Origin of the sequence: Neorhizobium puerariae, from assembly GCF_042429745.1 — a bacterium.
GTDB lineage: Bacteria > Pseudomonadota > Alphaproteobacteria > Rhizobiales > Rhizobiaceae > Neorhizobium > Neorhizobium puerariae.
In genome coordinates this window covers 298,805-319,641 of sequence record NZ_JBHMAA010000011.1, presented here as the reverse complement: position 1 = coordinate 319,641, position 20,837 = coordinate 298,805, and the positions used below count along the sequence as shown (strand labels likewise).

The 20,837-nt window shown below is 65.1% G+C and carries 19 protein-coding genes; 7 read left to right on the top strand and 12 right to left on the bottom strand.

The features are described 5' to 3' along the window. Positions 1 to 61 precede the first annotated feature (61 nt). Genes ACFFP0_RS10220 through ACFFP0_RS10190 form a run of 7 tightly spaced genes read right to left on the bottom strand, consistent with a single transcriptional unit; the run spans position 62 to position 7,061 of the window. Positions 62 to 1,039 (bottom strand): hypothetical protein, encoded by a 978-nt coding sequence (locus ACFFP0_RS10220; RefSeq protein WP_377259961.1) that lies wholly within the window; start codon positions 1,037 to 1,039, stop codon positions 62 to 64. Beyond that, on the bottom strand, positions 1,036 to 1,572 hold the full coding sequence (locus tag ACFFP0_RS10215; RefSeq protein WP_377259958.1) for a flavin reductase family protein: 537 nt from the start codon (positions 1,570 to 1,572) through the stop codon (positions 1,036 to 1,038). The genes ACFFP0_RS10220 and ACFFP0_RS10215 overlap by 4 nt, the downstream gene beginning before the upstream one ends. Positions 1,573 to 1,585: 13 nt before the next feature. Further along, the gene (locus ACFFP0_RS10210) at positions 1,586 to 2,851 is read right to left on the bottom strand and encodes an NAD(P)/FAD-dependent oxidoreductase (RefSeq protein WP_377259955.1); all 1,266 of its coding nucleotides are present in this window, start codon (positions 2,849 to 2,851) and stop codon (positions 1,586 to 1,588) included. Next, positions 2,848 to 4,509, bottom strand: a complete 1,662-nt coding sequence (locus ACFFP0_RS10205; RefSeq protein ID WP_377259953.1) for a thiamine pyrophosphate-binding protein — start codon at positions 4,507 to 4,509, stop codon at positions 2,848 to 2,850. The genes ACFFP0_RS10210 and ACFFP0_RS10205 overlap by 4 nt, the downstream gene beginning before the upstream one ends. Beyond that, on the bottom strand, positions 4,506 to 5,717 hold the full coding sequence (locus ACFFP0_RS10200; protein ID WP_377259950.1) for a pyridoxal phosphate-dependent aminotransferase: 1,212 nt from the start codon (positions 5,715 to 5,717) through the stop codon (positions 4,506 to 4,508). The genes ACFFP0_RS10205 and ACFFP0_RS10200 overlap by 4 nt, the downstream gene beginning before the upstream one ends. 34 nt (positions 5,718 to 5,751) lie before the next feature. After that, positions 5,752 to 6,102 (bottom strand): RidA family protein, encoded by a 351-nt coding sequence (locus ACFFP0_RS10195; RefSeq protein WP_377259947.1) that lies wholly within the window; start codon positions 6,100 to 6,102, stop codon positions 5,752 to 5,754. Positions 6,103 to 6,134: 32 nt separating this feature from the next. Further along, entirely contained in the window at positions 6,135 to 7,061 is a 927-nt protein-coding gene (locus ACFFP0_RS10190) for an NAD(P)-dependent oxidoreductase (RefSeq protein WP_377259944.1), read from the bottom strand. A 286-nt stretch (positions 7,062 to 7,347) separates the two neighbouring features. Between ACFFP0_RS10190 and ACFFP0_RS10185 the strand changes: the two genes are divergently transcribed. Next, complete coding sequence (locus ACFFP0_RS10185) at positions 7,348 to 8,676, top strand: LLM class flavin-dependent oxidoreductase (RefSeq protein WP_377259941.1); 1,329 nt, start codon at positions 7,348 to 7,350, stop codon at positions 8,674 to 8,676. Continuing rightward, positions 8,669 to 10,033 carry an MATE family efflux transporter gene (locus ACFFP0_RS10180; protein WP_377259938.1) on the top strand — a complete coding sequence of 455 codons (1,365 nt, stop codon included), beginning with the start codon at positions 8,669 to 8,671 and terminating at the stop codon, positions 10,031 to 10,033. The genes ACFFP0_RS10185 and ACFFP0_RS10180 overlap by 8 nt, the downstream gene beginning before the upstream one ends. An 18-nt stretch (positions 10,034 to 10,051) precedes the next feature. Here the strand turns inward: ACFFP0_RS10180 and ACFFP0_RS10175 are convergent, their stop codons facing one another. The 5 genes from ACFFP0_RS10175 to ACFFP0_RS10155 all read right to left on the bottom strand — a co-directional run bounded on the left by ACFFP0_RS10175 (position 10,052) and on the right by ACFFP0_RS10155 (position 15,714). Then, positions 10,052 to 10,549, bottom strand: coding sequence for a flavin reductase family protein (locus tag ACFFP0_RS10175; RefSeq protein WP_377259935.1), 498 nt, complete (start codon positions 10,547 to 10,549; stop codon positions 10,052 to 10,054). A gap of 10 nt (positions 10,550 to 10,559) precedes the next feature. Further along, positions 10,560 to 12,200: an ABC transporter ATP-binding protein gene (locus tag ACFFP0_RS10170; protein WP_446692709.1), complete on the bottom strand. Its 1,641-nt coding sequence runs from the start codon at positions 12,198 to 12,200 to the stop codon at positions 10,560 to 10,562. Positions 12,201 to 12,252: 52 nt separating this feature from the next. Further along, entirely contained in the window at positions 12,253 to 13,251 is a 999-nt protein-coding gene (locus tag ACFFP0_RS10165) for a flavin reductase (protein ID WP_377259932.1), read from the bottom strand. Positions 13,252 to 13,383: 132 nt separating this feature from the next. Then, positions 13,384 to 14,148, bottom strand: a complete 765-nt coding sequence (locus tag ACFFP0_RS10160; protein WP_377259929.1) for a GntR family transcriptional regulator — start codon at positions 14,146 to 14,148, stop codon at positions 13,384 to 13,386. A 219-nt stretch (positions 14,149 to 14,367) separates the two neighbouring features. Next, complete coding sequence (locus ACFFP0_RS10155; RefSeq protein WP_377259926.1) at positions 14,368 to 15,714, bottom strand: LLM class flavin-dependent oxidoreductase; 1,347 nt, start codon at positions 15,712 to 15,714, stop codon at positions 14,368 to 14,370. 366 nt (positions 15,715 to 16,080) lie between these two features. Between ACFFP0_RS10155 and ACFFP0_RS10150 the strand changes: the two genes are divergently transcribed. From ACFFP0_RS10150 to ACFFP0_RS10130, 5 genes are all read left to right on the top strand, one after another. Next, the gene (locus ACFFP0_RS10150) at positions 16,081 to 17,118 is read left to right on the top strand and encodes an ABC transporter permease (protein WP_377259923.1); all 1,038 of its coding nucleotides are present in this window, start codon (positions 16,081 to 16,083) and stop codon (positions 17,116 to 17,118) included. Then, positions 17,115 to 17,999, top strand: coding sequence for an ABC transporter permease (locus tag ACFFP0_RS10145; protein ID WP_377259920.1), 885 nt, complete (start codon positions 17,115 to 17,117; stop codon positions 17,997 to 17,999). The genes ACFFP0_RS10150 and ACFFP0_RS10145 overlap by 4 nt, the downstream gene beginning before the upstream one ends. 136 nt (positions 18,000 to 18,135) lie before the next feature. Continuing rightward, positions 18,136 to 19,356, top strand: a complete 1,221-nt coding sequence (locus tag ACFFP0_RS10140; protein ID WP_377259917.1) for an FAD-dependent monooxygenase — start codon at positions 18,136 to 18,138, stop codon at positions 19,354 to 19,356. Between the two features lie 4 nt (positions 19,357 to 19,360). Beyond that, positions 19,361 to 20,005 (top strand): isochorismatase family protein, encoded by a 645-nt coding sequence (locus ACFFP0_RS10135; RefSeq protein ID WP_377259914.1) that lies wholly within the window; start codon positions 19,361 to 19,363, stop codon positions 20,003 to 20,005. A 69-nt stretch (positions 20,006 to 20,074) separates the two neighbouring features. Beyond that, the gene (locus ACFFP0_RS10130) at positions 20,075 to 20,836 is read left to right on the top strand and encodes a maleate cis-trans isomerase family protein (protein ID WP_377259912.1); all 762 of its coding nucleotides are present in this window, start codon (positions 20,075 to 20,077) and stop codon (positions 20,834 to 20,836) included. Position 20,837 lies beyond the last annotated feature (1 nt).

Below are 20,837 nucleotides of genomic sequence, written 5' to 3'. Positions count from 1 at the left end.
CCGCTGCGGAGGCAGAATACACGCTGGAACACAATTTGCAACGGAAGCGCTGGGTTCGGTTCTAAAGAGCCAGGGCTGTGCCGAGGCCCCTCTCGCGGGCCGCGCGGACGATCACGTTGGCCGCGGCAAGGTCGGCCAGCGCCGTTCCGGCAAATACGAAGCCGATCCGCTGATCGACCGACTGCCGCCGGAAACCACCGCCGATCTGCGTCAGGTCGCCGGAAACCGGTATCCGCTTGAGATGCGGGTCGACCAGGGCCCTGTCGGCGGTCGCGGCCAGATCGTCCGTAAAGAGCGACCCCAATGGCGCGAGCCCTTCGATCGTCCAGCTATGACCGTGGTCCACCATGCTCACGAATGCCCCGGCCGGCAGGCGGCGGGCATCGAGGAAGGGGGCGGCGATCGCGTCGGGCGGGACCGAGCTGACGACGATATCGCTCTGCGCGATCAACTCTTCCGGCCCGTCCACCTTCTCGGCCGCAAGCCCCAGCGTCCGGGCAAGCTCCTGCATCGTCTCGATGCCCGTCTGGCTCCGGCCGAGCAGAAGCACGCGCCGGATCGGGAATTCCCGGGCGATCGCCGTGAGGTGGGCACGCGCCTGTGCTCCGCAGCCCGCCAGCCCCAGGACGGCCGCATCCTGTCGCGCCAGATGCCGGGCGGCGAGGAGGCTCGTCGCCGCGGTCCGCATCGCCGTGATGTCGGAGGCGCTGAGAAGGGCCGCCGGTACGCCGGTTTTCGGGTCGCTGACCACCATGAAGCCCATGAAGGAGGGAAGCCCGGCGGCATCGTTCCGGGAGGGATTGCCGAGCCATTTCATCACGCTCCCGTCGCCTTCGGCCAGGGCGGTCATGGCATAGAAAGCGGCTCCGTTCTCCTGCCTGAGAATGATCTTGGGCGGAATTTGAACGCGGCCCGCGGCGCGGGCGCGGGATGCGCGGGCGATCTCGTCGGCAATGGCGCCCGCGCCGATTGCGAGCGCTGCGATGTCGGCGCTGGAGAGATACAGGAACTCCTGGCGGTTCTGCCTGCTTCCCGTCATCGGGCGATGCCCTCGAAACGGCCGTATTGTCCCGTGCAGTAAAGCAGCGGATCGACGCGGCCTGCGTTTTCGATCGCGAGAACACGACCGATGAAGATGACATGCGTCCCGTAGGCATGGACGTCATCGGTCTCGCAGAAGACGGTCGCCTGCGCGTCCCTGAGCCACGGCAGGCCGTGGGCGGCGCTGCCCGGCGCGGAAAAACTGTCCCAATTTCCTTGTGAAAAGCGCTCCTCGCCCTTGGCCTGCGGCAGCCGGAGGCTCATCGCCGCGAGATCCGCCCCGAGCAGGGCAAGCGAAAAGGCGCCGCGCCGCTGCAGGCTCGGAAATGCGGAGGCGCTTCTGTTCACGCAGACGAGCAGGGATGGCGGCTCCATCGAAACCGAGCTGACCGCGGTGGCCAGCATCGCATGGCGCATGCCGTCGAATGCCGTCGCGACGAGGGTGACGGTCGAGCCGAATCCGCGCCACGCGACGCGGAATGCATCCGCCGGCGAGGGATCGGCAGTCGGACAGGCGGATGTTGCGGACATGGCGACCTCCAGATTATCGGAACCGCTTCGGGCTGAATGGAGCAAGGGGAATTTCAGGAGGCTCGCCGGCGACGATCTGGCCGATCAGCCGCCCGGTTCTGGCGGAGGAGGCAAGACCGACATGGCCGTGGCCGAAGGCATGGAGCACGTCCGCCGTCGCGCGCGACGGGCCGATGCAGGGCAGGCCGTCAGGCGTGGAAGGACGGTGTCCCTGCCAGGCGTGAAGGCGTCCGACGGCCCCGTCCCGCGCAAGGCCGGGGAACGTGGCCAGAAGGTGCTGTTTGAGGATCTCCGCCCGCTGCCAGTTGGGAGCCGCCGCGATGCCGGCGATCTCCACCTGCCCCGCCGCGCGCAGCCGCCCGGCGACCGGCGTGATGACGATCTTCCGGTCATGCACCATCATCGGACGTGACGGCACGATCTCGGGTGCGTCTATTGCGACATGGTAGCCGCGCTCCGATTCCAGCGGGATGCGATCTCCGGCAGCCCGGGCCAGCGGCTGGGAGAATATGCCGGCGGCGATGACGGCGATATCCGCAGGCACGTCGCCCGTCCCGGTCCGGACGGCGCGAAGCCTGCCGTCGGCAAACGAGAACCCGGTTGCCCGGGTTTTCAGAAGGCTGGCGCCGCGCGCGACCGCGTATCCCGTCAGGCCGGCGACATAGGCTCCCGGATCGCTGCAATGGCCGGCCTCGCCCACGAGCACGCCGAAGCGGTATTCCGGGCTGAGATCGGGCTCCATGGCGTGGAGCGACTGATCGTCCATCTCCTGCCATTCGATGCCGACCCCGCTACGGATGCGCCAGGCGCGGGCCTCGCGCCCGAAGGTGGCGCGGTCCGGGTAGATATGCAGAAGCCCCCCGTCGTCGCGCACCAGATCGCGGATACCCGCTTCCGCCGCGATCCTCGCATGGAGGCGCGGCGCATCCTCGAGCAGGCTCCGCAGGGCTTCAGCCGTGCGGACGAGCTTTTCCTCGCTCGATCCGGCGGCAAGATAGCGAAGCAGCCAGGGCAGGGCGGCCGGAAAACGCCGCGGCCGGATCGCAAGCGGTCCCAGCGGATCGAGCAGATATCCCGGCACCTTCTTCCAGAGCCCGGGTTCCGAAGGCGGAAGGACAGAGTGGGAGGAGAGCCAGCCGGCATTGCCGAAGCTTGCCGCCTGTTCGCCGCCGGGCTCGCCCGGCTCCAGGATCGTGACGGAAAGGCCGCGGCGCAGGATTTCCAGCGCACACATGGCGCCGATCGCTCCTCCTCCGATGACGACGGCCTTCCTCGTCATTGCGGTGTCCCGTCTGCCGGCGGGACGAAATCCCGGGCGTGCGACTGTGCATCGGGATGCAGGAAACAATGCAGGATGGCCGGGCGCCTCGACGCGACGGCCCGCTCGAAGGCCGGAAAGAATTCCCCGGTTGTCCTGACGGTTTCCCCATGGCCTCCGAATGCCCGCGCATAGGCGGCAAAATCCGGATTGCTGAGCTGCGTCGCGATCACCCGCCCCGGATAGTGGTTTTCCTGGTGCATGCGGATCGTGCCGTACTGGCCGTTGTCGACGACGATCACGATGATCGGCAGATCGTATTGGACGGCGGTGGCGAATTCCTGGCCGTTCATCAGGAAGCAGCCGTCGCCCGCGTAGGCGATCACGGTGCGGGAAGGGTATTCCGCCTTGGCGATGACCGCGGCCGGCACGCCGTATCCCATCGATCCGCTGGTGGGGGCGAGCTGGCTGCCGAAGGCCCCGAACCGGTGATGGCGGTGAAGCCAGCCGGCATAGTTGCCGGCGCCGTTGCAGATGATCGTGTCCGGCGGAAGCCGGTCGCTGAGTTCGCGGACGATCCTGCCGAACTGAAAATCCCCCGGAAGCGTGCGCGGCCTGCCGGACCAATCCAGATAGTCCGCATGCGCCTGCGCGGCCCGGCCTGCCCAGGGCGGACGGGCCGAAGGCCTAAGGTCCGCCATGGCCTGGGTGAATGCGATCGGGCCTGCCTGTATCGCGAGCACGGGGTGATAGACATGGCCGAGTTCTTCCGCGCCGGGATGAACATGGACGAGTTTCTGGGATGGGACCGGAATGTCGAGAAGCGTGTAGGAGGCCGACGGCATCTCCGACAGGCGCCCGCCGATCAGGATGATCAGGTCGGCATCCGCGACCATGGCCTTCAGGCGAGGGTCGGGGCCGATGCCGAGGTCGCCCGCGTAGTTCGGATGTCCGGCCGGGAAGATCGACGCGCGCCGGAAGGATGACGCGACCGGCAGGTCGAACCGTTCGGCGAACGCCGCGAGGCGGCCGGCCGCTCCTTCGTCCCATCCGCTGCCGCCGATGATCGCAAGCGGGCGCTCGGCCCGGGAGAGAAGCGCCTGCAGCCGCGCGATGTCCTCGGCGGCGGGCGCGGCGCGCGCCGGCTCGATATAGGGTACGGTCACCGCCTCGGCGGTCTGTACGAGAACGTCTTCCGGAAGGGCCACGACCACCGGGCCCGGACGGCCCTGCATCGCCACGCGGAAGGCATGGGCGATGTGCTCGGCCATGCGGGCGGCGCTGTCGATCTCCACCACCCATTTCGCCATCGATCCGAACACGGCCTTGTAGTCGAGCTCCTGGAATGCCTCGCGCTCGCGCATGCCGCTTTCCACCTGTCCGACGAAGAGGATCATCGGCGTGGAATCCTGCATGGCGATGTGAACGCCATGGCTGGCATTGGTGGCGCCGGGGCCGCGCGTGACGAAGCAGATGCCCGGCCGTCCGGTCAGCTTGCCCTGCGCCTCCGCCATGATGGCGGCGCCGCCTTCGTTGCGGCAGCTCAGCACCTCGATGCCGCTCTCGTAGAGCGCGTCCAGCACGGCGAGATAGCTTTCTCCCGGCACGCAGGTGACACGCCGCACTCCTTGCGCCTTCAACTGATCCACCAGAATCCGTGCAGCGCTGGGCAGGGTCATCTGAGCGCCTCGTTGGCTCGGGAAATGCGGTCGCAGGCTTCCATCAGCGTCTCCTGCGCCGCCGCGTAGGAAATGCGGAAATAGGGTGCAAGGCCGAAGCAGCTGCCGGGCACGACGGCCACATTGGCCTCTTCGAGAAGATAACGGCAATAGGTGCTGTCGCTGTCGAGAACCGCTCCCTCGGGCGTCCTGCGTCCGAGCAGGCCGGAGCAGTTGGCGAATGTGTAGAAGGCGCCTTCGGGCTTGCGGCACGAGATGCCGGGCATCGCGTTCAGCCGCTCGACGACGATGTCGCGCCGGCGCTGAAAATCGTCGCGGCGCTGCGCCACGATGTCCTGCGGGCCGGTCAGGGCCTCGATCGCGGCCGCCTGGCTGATGGATGAGGGGTTCGTCGTCGCCTGGCTCTGGACGATCGACATGGCCTCGATGAGGCTCGCGGGGCCGGCGCAATAACCGAGCCGCCATCCGGTCATCGCATAGGCCTTGGATACGCCGTTGATGACGAGCGTCCGGTCGCGCAATCCGGGTTGGAGATTGAGCGCGGTTGCGAATGTCCGCCCGTCGTAGAGCAGATGTTCGTAGATGTCGTCGGTCATCAGCCAGACATGCGGATGGCGCAGAAGCACGTCGAGAATGGGTTTCAGGTGTTCCGCCTCGTAGGCGGCGCCCGAGGGGTTGGAGGGGGAGTTGAGAAGCAGCCACCGTGTCCTCGGGGTTATGGCCGCTTCGAGATCCTCGGCGGTGATCCGGAAGCCGTTTTCCTCCCGCCCGGCCAGCGCCACCGGCGTTCCGCCGGCAATCGCCGCGATATCGGCGTAGGTCGTCCAGTAGGGGGCGGCGAGCAGGGCCTCGTCGCCGGGGTTCATCGTCGCCATGAAGGCGTTGAAGAGGACCTGCTTGGCGCCGGCAGTGGCCATGATTTCGGCGGGCTCGAAATCGAGCGCGTTCTCCCGGCGAAATTTCCCGATGATGGCGGCCTTCATTTCCGGCGTGCCGTCAAGGGCGGTGTATTTCGTCCGGCCGTCCCGGATCGCGCGGACCGCCGCTTCCTTGACATTGTCCGGCGTGTCGAAATCCGGCTCGCCGGCGCCGAGGACGATCACCGGCTTTCCGGCGCGCCGCATCCTTCTGGCGGTCTCCCCGATCACGAGGATTTCCGAAACCCCGATGGAGGATATGCGGCTTGCCCGCGTCAGAGCCGAGGCCATCCTGATCCCTCTTTCCTATCCGCTCCGCCTGCCGCTATCTCGCCGCCGTCACGACAATTTCCACCCTGTAGGCGGGATCGGCAAGCTTGACCTCGCCGCAGCAGCGGGTCGGGGCGTTGTCCGGCGCCACCCAATTGTCCCAGACGGCGTTCATCCCCGGGAAATCGGCCATGTCTGCCAGCCATATCTGGGCGCTCAGGAGATTGTCCTTCGACGTTCCCGCCCTGGACAGCAGATCGTCGATCTTCGCCAGCGCCTCGGATGTCTGGGCTGCGATATCGCCGCGAGCGTCGTCGGCGACCTGGCCGGCCAGATAGACGACGTCCTTGTGGACGACCATTCGGCTGCGGCGCTGATTGCCGTCGATGCGGGTTATGTCGGGCATTCTGGAGACTCCGGGGCGATGGTTGACGGGGTTCAGACGGGGACGGCGGTCCGCAGCGCAGCCCGGCAGTGGGCGAGCGCCGCGCCGATCAGGTTGTCGTTGGCCTCGGGCGTCCGGAATGCCGAATGGGCCGACAGGACGACGTTCGGAAGGGTCGTGAGTTCGTGGCCGGCCGGCATGGGTTCGATGTTGAAGACATCCAGCCCGGCTGCGCGCAGGTGCCCCGATTTCAGGGCGGCGATCATGGCGGCCTCGTCGACGAGCGCCCCGCGGGCGGTATTGACGAGGATGGCGCCGGGTTTCATCGCGGCCAGCCGGCCGGCATCGAGAAGGCCCCGGGTTTCGTCGGTCAGAAGCAGATGCAGGGACAGCACGTCGCTTTCCGCCAGCACCCGTTCCAGGGGCAGGAAGGAAACCCCCGCCTGGCTTTTCGGCGAGCGGTTCCAGGCGACGACGCGCATGCCCGAGCCGGATGCGATCCGCGCCACCTCCGCGGCGATCCCGCCGAAGCCGACCAGCCCCAGCGTCTTGCCGGTCAGCTGGACACCCTCGGTCCTCACCCAGCGGCCGTCGCGCATTTCCCGGTCCATCATCGGCGTGCTCTTGGCGCAAGCCCACATCAGGGCAATCGCCGTCTCGGCGACCGCGGTATCGCCGTAACCCTTGATCGTATGGACGGTGATGCCGAGTTCCGCAGCCAGCGCGTCAGGGTCCATGTAGCTTCGCGCCCCGGTTCCGAGGAAGACGACATGTCGCAGGGCGGGGCAGCGCCTGGCAATTTCCATCGGAAGGGCGGTGTGGTCGATAATCGCGATGCCGGCCCCTTCGAGGACCTTCGGAAACTCCGCAGGGGTGATGTCCGGCTGGCGGTTGATCGTCAGGTCGATGCCGCTTCCGGCGAACAACCGTTCGGAAACGCTGGAAAGGGTGGGATTCGCATCCACGAATACTACGCGCACGGGCGGCCTCCAGATCTCGGATATCGTGCCGTCAGTCCGCTGCTCGGCTGTTCCTCGACGGCATTCCTAAACTGCACTCTGATGTGTATTCAATTATGAACGCAATATCAACCCGATTGTTTTCCGCATGTGGAACGGCTGTTCGGGTCTGCTCGGGACAAGTTGCCGCTCTGTATTTTTTTCTGAACGCAACTCTGTTTACAAGCCTGTAGGCTTTGGCTAGCGTGGATTTCCATGCGGGTTTCGATGCCCCTGGCTGAAGGCGGCGCGGGAAGAGAGGTGGAGCATGGCGACGGGAAAACGGCAGATGAAGCTCGGGGCTTCCATCCGGGGCCTGGGTTACAACGCGTCAGCCTGGAGGCATCCCGACGTGGACCCGGGCGCCTCGGAATCCTTCGCGCATTTCGCGGAATGCGCGCGGATCGCGGAGGCGGCGAAATTCGACACGGTGTTTTTCGCCGACGGGCTGGCGATCCGCGCCGCCGACGAGCCGAAGGGGTCCCTGTGCCGCTCGCACGAGAACGTGGAGCTGGAGCCGGTCACGCTCCTGTCGGCTCTCTCCGTGGTGACGAAGAACATCGGTCTCGTCGCGACGGCCTCGACGAGTTACAACGAGCCCTATCACGTCGCCCGCAAATATGCCTCCCTGGATCATCTCAGCGGCGGGCGCGCAGGCTGGAATGCGGTAACGTCCTGGTCGGAGCAGGAGGCCTGGAACTTCAATCGCGACGAGCACTACGGCAAGGACGAGCGTTACGACCGCGCCAACGAATTCATCGAGGTGGTGCTCGGCCTCTGGGACAGCTGGGATGCGGATGCCTTCATCCATGATGTGGAGGGCGGCCGGTTCTACGATCCGGAGAAGATGCATGTCCTCGATTTCAAGGGCCGGTATTTCAAGGTCCGCGGCCCGCTGACCTCCTCGCGGACCCCGCAGGGCCGCCCGGTGATCTTCCAGGCCGGCGCTTCCGACAAGGGGCTCGATCTGGCCGGCCGGTTCGCCGATGCGGTCTATATGGCGCCGCATACGCTCGACGCCGCGATCAAGGGACGAAGCGTCATCCGCGAACGGGCGGCGGCCTTCGGCCGGTCCATGGATGACGTCAAGATCCTGCCCGGTGCGCAACTGGTCGGCGGCAGGACCCGCGGGCAGGCGGAAGACAAGCTCGAATACCTGAAATCCCTGATCGATCCCCTGAGCGCGATGGCGCGCATTGCCGCGCAGTTCGGCGATCTGAGCGTTTACGATCTGGATTCCCCCTTGCCGGACGATCTCGGCGACAGCGGCAAGATCACGGTTTCCAGCAACATGATCCGGAAGGCGCTCGAAAACCGCTGGACGCTTCGCAAGCTGTGCCAGGAAGTGGGCATGGGCCAGCAGCTCGTCATCCTCGGAAGCTATGATGAGATCGCGGACACCATGCAGGAATGGTTCGACAAGGGCGGCGCCGACGGCTTCAACGTCATGCCGAGCTACCTTCCGGGCGGATTGGCCGACGTGGCCGAGCATATCGTGCCGAGGCTGCAGGATCGGGGCGTCTTCCGCAAGGAATACGAGGGTTCGACCCTGCGTGAAAATCTCGGCCTTGCCCGGCCCGCAAGCCGTTATGCCTGACGGCGCAGCCGCCGGGAAGGAGCAGGCGGAAAACAGCGCGCGGGGACGCCTCGCGGCGATGCTTGCCGTCGCCCTGCCGATGATCCTCGCCAACCTGACGCTTCCGCTCATGGCCCTTACCGGCACCATGATCGCGGGGCATTTCGACAATCCTGCGGAACTGGCCGGCGTCACGCTCGGAGCGAGCTTCGTGACGATGATCTACATGCTGTTCACGTTCCTGCGGATGTCCGCGACGGCCGTCGTGGCGCAGGCCGACGGTGCCGACGACATGGAACTGGTCCGCGACACGTTCGTCCGCATGACGCTGCTCGCGGTCGTCCTGGGCCTCGTGCTTGCGGCGCCTTCCGGACTGTGGGTGCCGATGCTCCTGCCGTTTTTCGGCAGCGGTCCCGATGTCGAGCTGAAGGCTATGCAATATATCGGCATCCGCCTGCTTTCCGCGCCTGCGGCGCTTGCCGGCGTCATCGCCGCGGGATACCTGCTCGGCAGGCGGCGCGCGATCTCGGCACTTGTTCTGCAGGCGGCGGCCAATCTGATCAACATCTGCTGCGCGCTCCTGCTCGTCTACGGGCTTTCGGGCGGTGTCGACGGCATTGCCTGGGCGGCCGTCGTCGCGGAATATGCGGGTATCGCGCTGGCTCTTCTCCTGATCGCCGGCGCCGGTTTTCCGGAAGCGCCGCCGCTCAGCCTTCGCCGCCTGATCGACCACAGGCATCTCCTGCGGCTCGGCTATCTCGGCCGCGATCTCCTGATCCGGAGCCTTGCGCTTCTGGTGTCGCAATTCCTGATGACCCGGTTCTCCGCCATCCAGGGCACCACCATCCTCGCGGCGAATGCCATTCTGCTTCATCTGCATACCCTGGTGGGTTATGCGATCGACGGTTTCGCCTATGCGACGCAGGCGCTCGTCGGAGCCGCGATCGGCGCGCGCGACCTGCGGCGGCTGCGGGAGACGGCCCGCGCGGCTTTCGAACTCGCGGGCGTGACGGCATTTGCATTTGCCCTGGTCTTCCTGCTGGGCGGCCGGGAGATCGTCGTGCTGCTCACCAGCCATCAGGATATCGCCGGGATGGCGATCCGCTACATGCCGTGGCTGATCCTGCTGCCCTTCGTCACGCTGTGGTCCTATATCTTCGACGGCCTGTTCATCGGCTCGACGCGCGTGCGGGAGGCGCGCGACACGACGCTTCTCTCCGTCGCGGCGTTCGCCATCCTGGTCTTTCCGGCCTACCGGCTGCTGGGAAACGATGGCCTGTGGGGTTCCTTCGCGTTGCTCATGGCCTTGCGGGGCATGCTGCTGGCGCGGATATGGGCAGGCCTGAGCTGGGAGGAACGGCTGACATCCGGCCGATGAAGGCCGGTTCGCCTGCAGTCACTCCATCATCGTACCTTTGTAGATGACGGCGGGCAGGCCCTCCGCAGGGGCCTTGAAATCGATCAGGCGCCCGATCGCGATGACGCTGCCATGCCGTTCGATCAGTTCCTCCAGACGGCAGTCGAGAACGCCGAGGGCGGTCTTCAGCACGGGGGCTCCCGATGCCAGCGTCGACCACCGGCCGGCATCGAACCGGTCCGCACCCTTTCTGTCCGTCTTGCCGCCGAAGAGATCGATGAGATCCCTGTCCGCCCTGGCGAGATAGTTGAGGGCGAAATGTCCGGCATTGCGGATCGCGCCAAGCGCCGAGGTCGTGTTTCCGATGGACACCATCAGCATCGGCGGGGAGGCCGACAGATGGGTGGCCGAAAGTCCGAGAAACCCGGCGGGGCCTTCCGCATCCCGTGCCGTCACGACCGAGGCGCCGACGGCGCGGACCCCGATCGCTTTCCAGAAATCCCCCGGGCCGATTTCCCTGCCAGCACTTTCCGTCATGTCATTCCTTTCAGGCTGCCGGTTCCCATTCCTTGCCCGGAATGGCCGAGATCAGTTGGCGCGTATAGTCGTTCGTGGGCGAGCGGAAGATCTGCGATGGAGGGCCGTATTCCACGACGCGCCCCCTGTGCATGACGGCGACCTGATCGCAGATCTGACTGGCGACCCGCAGATCGTGCGTGATGAAAATCATCGCGACGTTCAGCTCCTTCTGGATGCGCGCCAGAAGCCTGAGCACCTGCGCCTGGATGGACACGTCGAGCGCCGAGACGGCCTCGTCGGCCACGAGCAGGACGGGGTCGAACATCAGGGCCCGCGCGATGCCGATGCGCTGGCGCTGGCCACCGGAAAACTCGTGCGGGTAACGATCGTAGGCACCATGGTCGAGGCCGACCAGTTCCAGAAAGCGCAGGGCCTTGGCCTTCGCCTCCGAAGGCGAAATTCCGTGCGCGAGCGGGCCGCATGTCAGAATCCGGCCGATCGTATGCCGCGGATTGAGCGAGGCGAACGGGTCCTGAAAGATCATCTGGATATAGGGCCTCATGGTCCTGAACTGGTCTTCCTTCAACGGCGCGATGTCCTGGCCGTTGAAGATGATCTGGCCCTCGTCGCTGTTCATCAGCTTGACCAGCAACCGGCCGAGCGACGACTTGCCGGAGCCGCTCTCGCCGACGATCCCCAGCGTCTGGCCCTTGCGGATGGAGATATTGACGTCGTTGACGGCATGGACGGTGCGGGTCGGCGCGAAAAAGCCGCCGAGGCGATAGGTCTTCCTCAGGTTCCTGGTCTCCAGGACGACCGGCGGTTCGTCCACGGCGTCGCGGCTGCCGTCGCCCAGGCGGGGAACCGAGGCGATCAGGCGCCTGGTATAGGGATGCTCCGGAGCGGTGAGGACCCTGGCGGCCGGCCCCTGTTCCACGAGGTTGCCTTTCTCCATGACGATGACCCGGTCCGCGATTTCGGCGACCACGCCGAAATCATGGGTGATGAACATGACGCTCATGTTCTTGCGCCGCTGGATCTTGCGGATCAGTTCGAGGATCTGGGCCTGCGTGGTGACGTCGAGCGCCGTCGTCGGTTCGTCAGCGATGAGGACGTCGGGATCGAGCGCCAGCGCCATCGCGATCATCACCCGCTGCCGCTGCCCGCCGGAAAGGCGGAAAGGGTATTGCCGGACGATGACCTCCGGCTCCGGCAGGCCGACCTCGTGAAGCAGTTCGATGACCTTTGCCGCGCGGCTCTGCGGTGTTCCGATCCTGTGGGCGACCATCACTTCGAGGATCTGGTCGCCGATGGTCATGACCGGATTGAGGGAGGAGAGGGGGTCCTGGAAAACCATGGACACCGCCCTGCCGCGGAGATCGCGAAGCGTCTGCGGATCGGCGGCCAGCATGTCGGTGCCGTTGAAGGTGATGCTGCCGGCGGAAACCCTGATGGCCGGCGGCAGCAGGCCCATGATCGCATTGGCCGTCACGGATTTCCCCGAGCCCGATTCCCCGATGATGCAGAGGATTTCCCCGGGGTTCAGGTCGAAGGAGATGTTGCTGACGGCATGCCGCCGCTCCATGGTGCGGGGCAGGTCCACCGTCAGCTCTTTCACGGATAGAACCGGCGATGTGGCGTTTTCCTCGAATGTCGTCGGATTGGTCACCCTGAATTCCCCTTTTTGTCGTGGTGGACCGTCATTCTGGCGGCGGGTCTCCTCATGCGGCGTCGTCGGTCGCTGCCTGCTCAGCCAGTCCTTCGATGAAGCGGGCGAGGACGTCGCGCGTCGTGTCGAGCCTTTCGGCGGAAATGCCGGCAAACTGTTCGCGCTCGTATTCCTGCAGCCGCATCCGGATCGAGCGCGCCAGCATCTGGCCTGCTTCCGAGAGGCTGAACCGGTCGTCGCCATCGCACTCCAGGCAGCCGCGCTGGAGAAGCTCGCCCAGGGCATCATCGACCGTCTGCGGCGTCATGTAAACCTGCCGGACGATCGATTGCCTGGACAGGGGCGATCGGCGGGTGAGAGCCGACAGGATTCGGCTCTGGGTCAGCGAGATGTTCTCCTCGCGCCGGTGGCGCTCGAACGCGGCGGACGAATTGTGATGGGCGAGATAGAGCAATGTCGTGAGCGGCAGGTCGCGGAGCGTCCGGCCGGGCGGCGCCGTTCCCGGATCGGCGGCGGCCTGCGCCCTGAAGGCCGGATGCTCGTCGACGACGCCGTACTGGCCCTGCGCATAAAGAAGCGCCTTCCCGGGATAGCGCCTGTGCTGCAGGACCCGGCCGACCAGGATGATATGGTCGCCGCCTTCGTGGACCGCGAATGTGCTGCATTCCAGCGTGGCGATGGCGCCTGCCATGACCGGCGAGCCCCCGATGCCCGGATACCAGTCTACCTCGGCGAACTTGTCTTCCCTGGAACTGGAAAGCTTTTGCGAAACGTCGATCTGATCCTCGCCGAGAATGCTGACGCTGAAATGCGACGCCGCGCTGAATGCGGCGAAGCTGCGGGATGTTCTGGCGATCGACCACAGGACAAGCGGCGGATCGAGCGAAAGCGAGCTGAAGGAATTCGCCGTCACGCCGACGGGGCGGCCCTCATGCCGCGTTGCGATGACCGTGACGCCCGTCGCGAACTGGCCCAGACTGCGGCGGAAGGCTTTCGGGTCGGCGGCGGGGTCTCCTTCTTCGATCGGGGTGGCAAGGCTGACGTTCTTCATCGTTCCGTTCCCTTCTTCGAAACTTCGCTTCGGCAAGGCCCGCGAATTTTGTATATTGTATAATATATGGCGCGCGGTCCCCGTCAATATCGTATTGTCGATGGAGGGCCGGTATTGCCTTGCGGCCGCCGTTCAGGCGGCCGAGCCTGTCATTGCCGAACCGAAGCGCGAGTCCGGTTCCTTCGAGATGCGGGCGAGGACCGTATGCGTCACTTCGTTGAGATGTTCCCGCATCGCGCGCGCCGCGCCATCGGGATCGCCCGCCAGGATGCGCTCCACGATTGCATCGTGATGTTCCGCGGCGCTCTTGGTCAGCGGTTCGCGCTCATTGGCGTAATTGCGGGCACGGCTGACATGCCACATGATGGTTTCATGCATCTTGGCCAGGGTGTTGTTGTCGCATCCGAGCACGATGGCGCGGTGGAATTCGTCGTTGAGCGAATAATACTTGCTGGTCTGGCCGTTCTTGGCGGCCCCGGCCATGGCCTTGTGGAGGCGCTCTATCTCCCGGATCGCCGGCGGCGGCTGCCATTCGGCGACTTTCCGGGCCGACATCTGTTCCAGCCCGCTCATCACCTCCAGCTTCTCGGCGAGGTCGGGAGGGTCGAGCGGAGTGACGATCGCGCCGATATGGGGAACCAGCGTCACGAGGCCCTCGACTTCCAGTATCTTGAGCACGTCCCTCAAAGGCGTACGGGAAACCCCGAATTCCTCGCAAAGCTCCATTTCGGGAAGGCGTTCGTCCGGCGCCCAGCGGTTGAGGACGATGTCCCGGCGGATATGGGGGAGGATCTGCTCGTGTATCGGTTCTTTCGAGACCACGCGCATCCTGCTGCCGGCCTCAGCCTTGCGGTGGGTGGTGCTCGTCTTGCCCTGTGCCTTGCCTCTACCAGCCAAAAGTATTCCTCCAAACAATAGGGCCCATTGCCTGAACCTCTCGAAAAAATCGCGGAAATCACTGCGAAATTTCGTATATTGTATTGCGCCTGCCGTCAATCGGGCCGCCTGACGATCAGGCGCCCGCCGCTCCGCCTCGCCGCCGACGGTAGCGGGATATCCTTCGATTCCCTTTTTGCAGGGTGACTGCCCGCCGGATCGCGACGGGCAGTTGTCCGTTCAGGCCGAACGCTTGATCCGGGTGGCCGGATGCGCGGGCCGCGCCAGGCCCAGGTTCTCCCGCAGCGTGTTGCCTTCGTAGTCCGTCCGGAACAGCCCCCGCTTCTGGAGGACGGGGACGACCTGATCGAGAAATTCGTAAAGCCCGTCCGGGAAATACGGTGCCATGATGTTGAACCCGTCGCAGGCCCCCGCGTTGAACCATTCCGCCATCGTGTCGGCGATGCTTTCCGGCGTTCCGCAGAGCTGCAGGTGGCCGGCCGCGCCGGTGACGCGCATATAGAGCTGGCGGATGGTGAGGTTTTCCTCGCGGGCCATGCGCAACAGGGGATCGCGGTGGCTTTTCACGCCGTCGAGCGTGGGAAGGTTGTCGGGCAGCGGGCCATCCAGCGGATAGCTCGACAGATCGCCGAAGGTGCGCGCCAGCATGGCGAGGCCGACCTTCGGGTGGATGAGTTCTTGTATCCGCTGATACCTGGCCTGCGCTTCCTCCATCGTCCGGCCGATCACGGGCATGATGCCGGGCATGACGAGCGCGGAACCGGTGGAGCGGCCGTATTTGCCGAAGCGGCCCTTGACGCTCTGGTAGAAAGCCCGCGCATCCTCGCGCCGCTGCTTGGCGGTGTAGATGAGGTCGGCGGTGCGCGCCGCCAGTTCCTGGCCGGGCTCCGACGAGCCTGCCTGGGCGATGACCGGATAGCCCTGAGGCGGGCGGGCGATGTTGAGCGGTCCCCTGACCGAGAAATCCTCGCCCACATGGTTCAGGACGTGCATCTTGGCCGGATCGAAATACCGGCCGCCTTCCTTGTCGCGCATGAACGCGTCGTCTTCCCAGCTATCCCACAGGCCGCGGACGACGTCGACGAACTCTTCCGCGCGGCCGTAGCGTATGGAATGTTCAAGATGTTTCTCGCGGCTGAAATTCCTGGCTTCCGCCTCGCTCCACGAGGTGACGACGTTCCAGCCGACGCGGCCGCCGCTGATGAAATCCAGCGAGGCGAACTTGCGGGCGATATGGAAGGGTTCGTTATAGGTGGTCGAGGCGGTCGCGATATAACCGATCTTCTGCGTGGAGGCGGCAAGCCCCGCGATCAGGGTGAGCGGTTCGAACTGGTCGATGCGGCCGCTGTAGCTCAAGGCGTCGTCGTCGCTGGCCGCCGTCCTCACGGCGATGCCGTCGGCCAGGAAGATGAAATGGATCTTGGCCTGCTCGGCCGCCTGCGCCATTTCCTTCCAAAGGGAGAAATCGAGCGCGGCGTCGGCGCGCGCCTCCGGCAGCCGCCAGCCGGCGGGATGGGTGCCGTTCGATACAAGGCTGAGGCCTATCTTCAATTGTCGATCGCTCATCTTTCCTTCGCCCTCTATAAAGGTATTTGATGCTGGAGCGGGTCATCTGATCCGGGACGGTTTCCTCATCGCCCCGCGTGCCCTTTGTGCATATCGTATATTGTGCACGATGGGTATGTAACGCCTGTTTTTCCGCTGTTGTCAATAGGTCAAAAAATTGCCGCGGGATAGCGCTTCCTCGTCAAGGAGTCGAATAAATCGAGCAAAAACAACGGACTGCGGAATTGTGGCGGCGCTGGCGCGGCGGAAATTAGGTCTTGCCATTTGACAAAAGTTATGATGCTATGAATATACATTATACGAAATTGTCGCTGGCAGACATGCAGGCCAGACGACGGGGAACCCGAAAATCAAAGAGGAAAGTCTGTGGCAACAGATGTCATGAACGCAGCGGTCGCCGCAGGCGGGAAGAAGCGCAGCCTTGCCGGGAGATTGAAAGCCCTGCAATTCATCGCCGTCAAGATCCTGAGCGCGCTCCCGATGCTGGTCGGCGTGATCACGGTGAACTTCATCCTGGTGCATCTGGCGCCCGGCGATCCGGTCAGCATCCTGGTGGGCGAGAGCGAGCCGACCGAGGCCCAGCTTGCGGCGCTCTATGCCAAGCTCGGCCTCGATCAGCCGCTCTACGTCCAGTATTGGGAATACCTGAAATCCGTGCTGACCGGCGATCTCGGATACTCCTACGTTCTCCAGTCGGATGTGCTGAGCCTCATACTCGGGCGGGTTCCCGCGACGCTGCTCCTCATGCTGACTTCTCTCATCATCTTCACCGTGATGGGGGTGGCGCTGGCGGTTGCCGTCGCCCGCAAGCCGCGTTCGGCCTTCGACAGGGTCGGGTCGTTTCTCGCGGTGATCGGCTATTCCGTGCCCGCCTTCTGGCTGGCGCAGCTTGCCCTGCTGGTCTTCGCCCTGAACCTGCGTTGGTTTCCGACCAGCGGCATGACGAACAGCCGATATGCCTATGAGGGCTTCGCCTATGTCTGGGACGTGGCCCTGCACCTGATCCTGCCTGGCTTCGTGCTCGGCATGCGCTATCTCGCCATCAATTTCCGCTATGCGCGCGCTTCCATGCGGGACGCCTTGTCCCAGGACTATATCACCACCGCGAAGGCGAAGGGGCTGGGCGAGGGGCGTATCCTGTTCCACGCGTTCCGGAATGGCGTGCTGCCGGTCATCACCGTCTTCGGCCTCAATGTCACGGATATCCTCGCCGGCGCGGTCCTGACCGAAATCGTCTTCGGCTGGCCGGGTCTCGGCCGCCTGATGTACGACGCGATGTATGCCCGCGACTATCCGCTGCTGATGGGCATGTTCGTCTTCGTGTCCATCGGCATCATCATCACCAATCTGGTGATCGACATCGTCTACAGCATCTTCGATCCGCGCGTGGGGCAGGCACAATGACCGTTCAGGACCACCATATGGCGACGCATCCGCCGCGCGGACGTCTTTCCGGGCTGATGAGCCCGGTCCGTGCCCTGAGGCTCGAGGGATCGGCAACGGTTGCCTTCGCCACCCTTTGCGTGATCGCCGTGTTTGCGGTCGTCGTTCCGCCATTCCTCGGCGACGTGAACACGATGGGCAGCAATTCCTTCGATCCTCCGAGCCTTGCGCATCTCATGGGAACGGACGATCTCGGGCGGGACGTGTTCAGCAGGTTCGCCCATGGCGCCCGGACGTCGCTGCTGGTCGGGGTCCTCGCCGCGCTCACCGCCTGCGTGATCGGGGTGACGCTCGGGGCCGTGTCGGGTTACTGCCGCGGTTTCGTCGATATCGTGCTGATGCGGATCGCGGAACTTTTCCAGGTCATTCCGCGCTTCTTCCTGGCGCTTCTGATCATTGCGCTGTTCGGCAGCAACATCCTTTTCATCATCCTGACGATCGGCCTTCTCGGCTGGCCGGAAGTCGCCCGCATCACCCGCGGCGAATTCCTGAGCCTGCGTGAACGGGAATATGTCCTGGCGGCGCGCGCCGGTGGGCAGAAAGCCCAGGCGATCATCTTCTCCGAAATCCTGCCCAACGCCATGCCGCCGCTGATCGTCGCGATGACCATGCAGATCTCCTCGGCGATCCTGCTGGAAGCCGGGTTGAGCTTTCTCGGCCTGGGGGATTCGGCAAATCCGAGCTGGGGGCTGATGCTCAACGAGGCGCAGCAGTTCCTGACCCGGGCCTGGTGGATGGCGGTGTTCCCGGGGCTCGGCATCCTGGTCACGGTCGCGGCGCTGAATGTTTTCGGCGATCATCTCACCGACGTGCTGAACCCGCGGCTCAGGGGAGGCCGCTAGACGAAGCTCGCCTGCTGCCGAAATTGCGGGTGCAGGCCGGATGGAACGGCTGTAAAAATCGTATGCAATATTACGAGTGCAATATAACAGAATCGACCGCAGGTCGGCGGCGAGGAAATTCAGGACGGGCAAGAGAATGCGCAAGCTGAAAGTCGGAATCATCGGTGGCGGCATAGGGGGCGTGGCGCTAGCCACGTCCCTGAAAAGCCGGGGAATAGAGTCGCATATCTTCGAGCGGGCGCCGGCCTTCGGCGAAGTCGGCGCGGGCATCCAGATGACGCCGAATGCGGTCAAGATCATGCGGGCGCTGGGGATATTCGATGCCCTGCAGGGGATCAGCTTCCTTCCCCAGAACATCATCGGCCGCAACTGGAAGACGGCGCGGGAGATGTGGCGGACCCCGCTTGCGAAGGATTGCCCGCGCCTTTACGGCGCGCCGTTCTTCCATGTCCATCGCGCCGACCTCCACCGCATCCTGCTCGATTGCGTCGACCTCGACACGACGACCCTTGGCGCCACCTGCACCGGCATCAGGCAGGACGGAAAGACCGCTGTCGCGACCTTCGCGGACGGCAGGGAATTCGAAGCCGACGTGATCGTCGGCGCGGACGGCATCCACTCGACCATCCGCAAGTCGCTCTTCGGAGACGAGCCGCCGCGCTTCACCGGCAACATGTGCTGGCGCGCGGTCGTGCCTTTCGACACGCCGCCCTTCGACTACGTCACGCCGGACAGTTCCTTCTGGCTCGGGCCGAACGGCCATGTCGTCACCTATTACGTCTCCGGCGGCGCGGCGGTGAACATCGTCGCCGTGCTGGAGACCAGGGACTGGGTCGAGGAGTCCTGGAACGTCCGGTCGAGCCGCGAGGAGCTGCTGGCCGGCTACAAGGGCTGGCACGGAAACCTGCAGAAGCTTTTCTCGCGCGCCGACAACGTCTTCAAGTGGGGCCTGTTCGACCGCGATCCGATGACGTCCTGGACGAAGGGGCGCATCACCCTGCTGGGAGACGCTGCCCATCCGATGCTGCCCTTCCTTTCGCAGGGGGCCGCGATGGCGATCGAGGACGGTTTCGTCCTGGCGGGTGCGCTTTCCGACACGCCGGACGTCGACGCCGCGCTGCAGCGATACGAAAGCCTGCGGCGGCCCCGCACGACCCGCGTCCAGCTGGAATCGCGCGAGCGCGGCCGCACCTACCATCTGACCTCGCGTTTCGCCCAGATCAAGCGCGACCTCGGCTACCGGTGGAAGAGCTTCATCAATCCGCAGACCAGCGGCCTCGGCGCCAACTGGGTCTATGAATACGATGCGGTGGCGCAATTGCGGGATGCCGGCCCGCTCCATCAGGCGGCGGAGTGACCCCATGTCTTCGGCACAGGTCAATCAGGTCTATACTGCCGCGGGCTTCGGAACCCGCCTTGCGCGCGGAAGGCGGCCGGCCATCGTCGTCGTCGATTTCACCTATGGCTTTACCGACCCGTCATATCCGACCGCCTCGGACATGACGGAGGAGGTGCGGGCGACCCGCAGGCTGCTGGATGCGGCCCGCGAGAGGCACGTTCCGGTGATCTTCACGACGATCGCCTACGAGAAGGGGCATCTCGGGTCGCTGGCCTGGCTCAGGAAGGCGACGGGCATGGCGGCGCTCGTGGCGGGCACCCGCCTCGTTGAGGTCGATGACCGGCTGGCCCGGCGCGATGACGAGGTTCTGGTGGTCAAGCACGGCGCTTCCGCCTTCTTCGGCACCGATCTCGCCGCGCATCTGGCCGCGCTGCATGTGGACACCGTGATCCTGACCGGCGCGACGACCAGCGGATGCGTGCGCGCCAGCGCCGTCGACGCCGTGCAGAGCGGTTTCGACGTTCTTGTCCCCCGCGAATGCGTTGCGGACAGGGCGTCGGGACCGCACGAGGCCAACCTGTTCGATATCGACCAGAAATACGGAGACGTCATCGGCCTCGATGACGCGCTCGGTTACCTGTCGGGTCTGGTCGCGCGCCGGGCCTGACCCTTGAACCATCGCCAACCGCCCGCAGGGCAGGATCTCGTTTCGCAGGAAACGGGAAAGGAGGAACTTATGTATCGCATAGGGCTGATCGTCCCGAGCTCGAACACGACCATGGAGACGGAAATTCCGTTGATGCTGGCCGCGCATGCAAGGGAACACGCAACGCAATTCACCTTCCATTCGAGCCGCGCCAGGCTCCACACCGTCGACGTGGAGTCGCTTTCCTGCATGGTCAACGACGGCGAGCGCTGCGCCGCCGAGGTGGGCGATGCAAGCATCGACGTGGCGGCCTATGCATGCCTCGTGGCGCTGATGTCGCGCGGGGCGGGCGCCCATACGGGCATCGAGGCGAAACTCGGCGGGGTGATCCGGCAGGAGACCGGGCGCGACGTTCCGGTGGTCAGCAGCGCCGGCGCGCTGGTCCGCACCATCAACGATCTGGGCCTCAGGAAGATCGCGCTCGTGGCGCCCTACATGCCGCCGCTGACGAAGATGGTGATCGACTATATCGAAGCGGCCGGCATCGAGGTCGTCGACAGCATCAGCCTGTCGGTTTCCGACAACCTGATGGTCGGCCGTCTCGATCCGGCGGCGCTGCCGGGTTACGTCTCGCGCCTCAACCTTGCCGATGCCGAAGGCATCGTTCTGAGCGCCTGCGTCCAGATGCCTTCCTTCCCGTCCGTGCAGCTCGTTCAGGACCAGACGGGCCTGCCGGTTCTCACCGCGGCGACATCGACAGTGAGGGAGATCCTGTTGTCGCTCGGCCTTTCTCCGTCGATCCCGGGAGCGGGAGCGGCGCTCGGCAGCCTGCCGCTCAGGAAGGCGGCCTGAC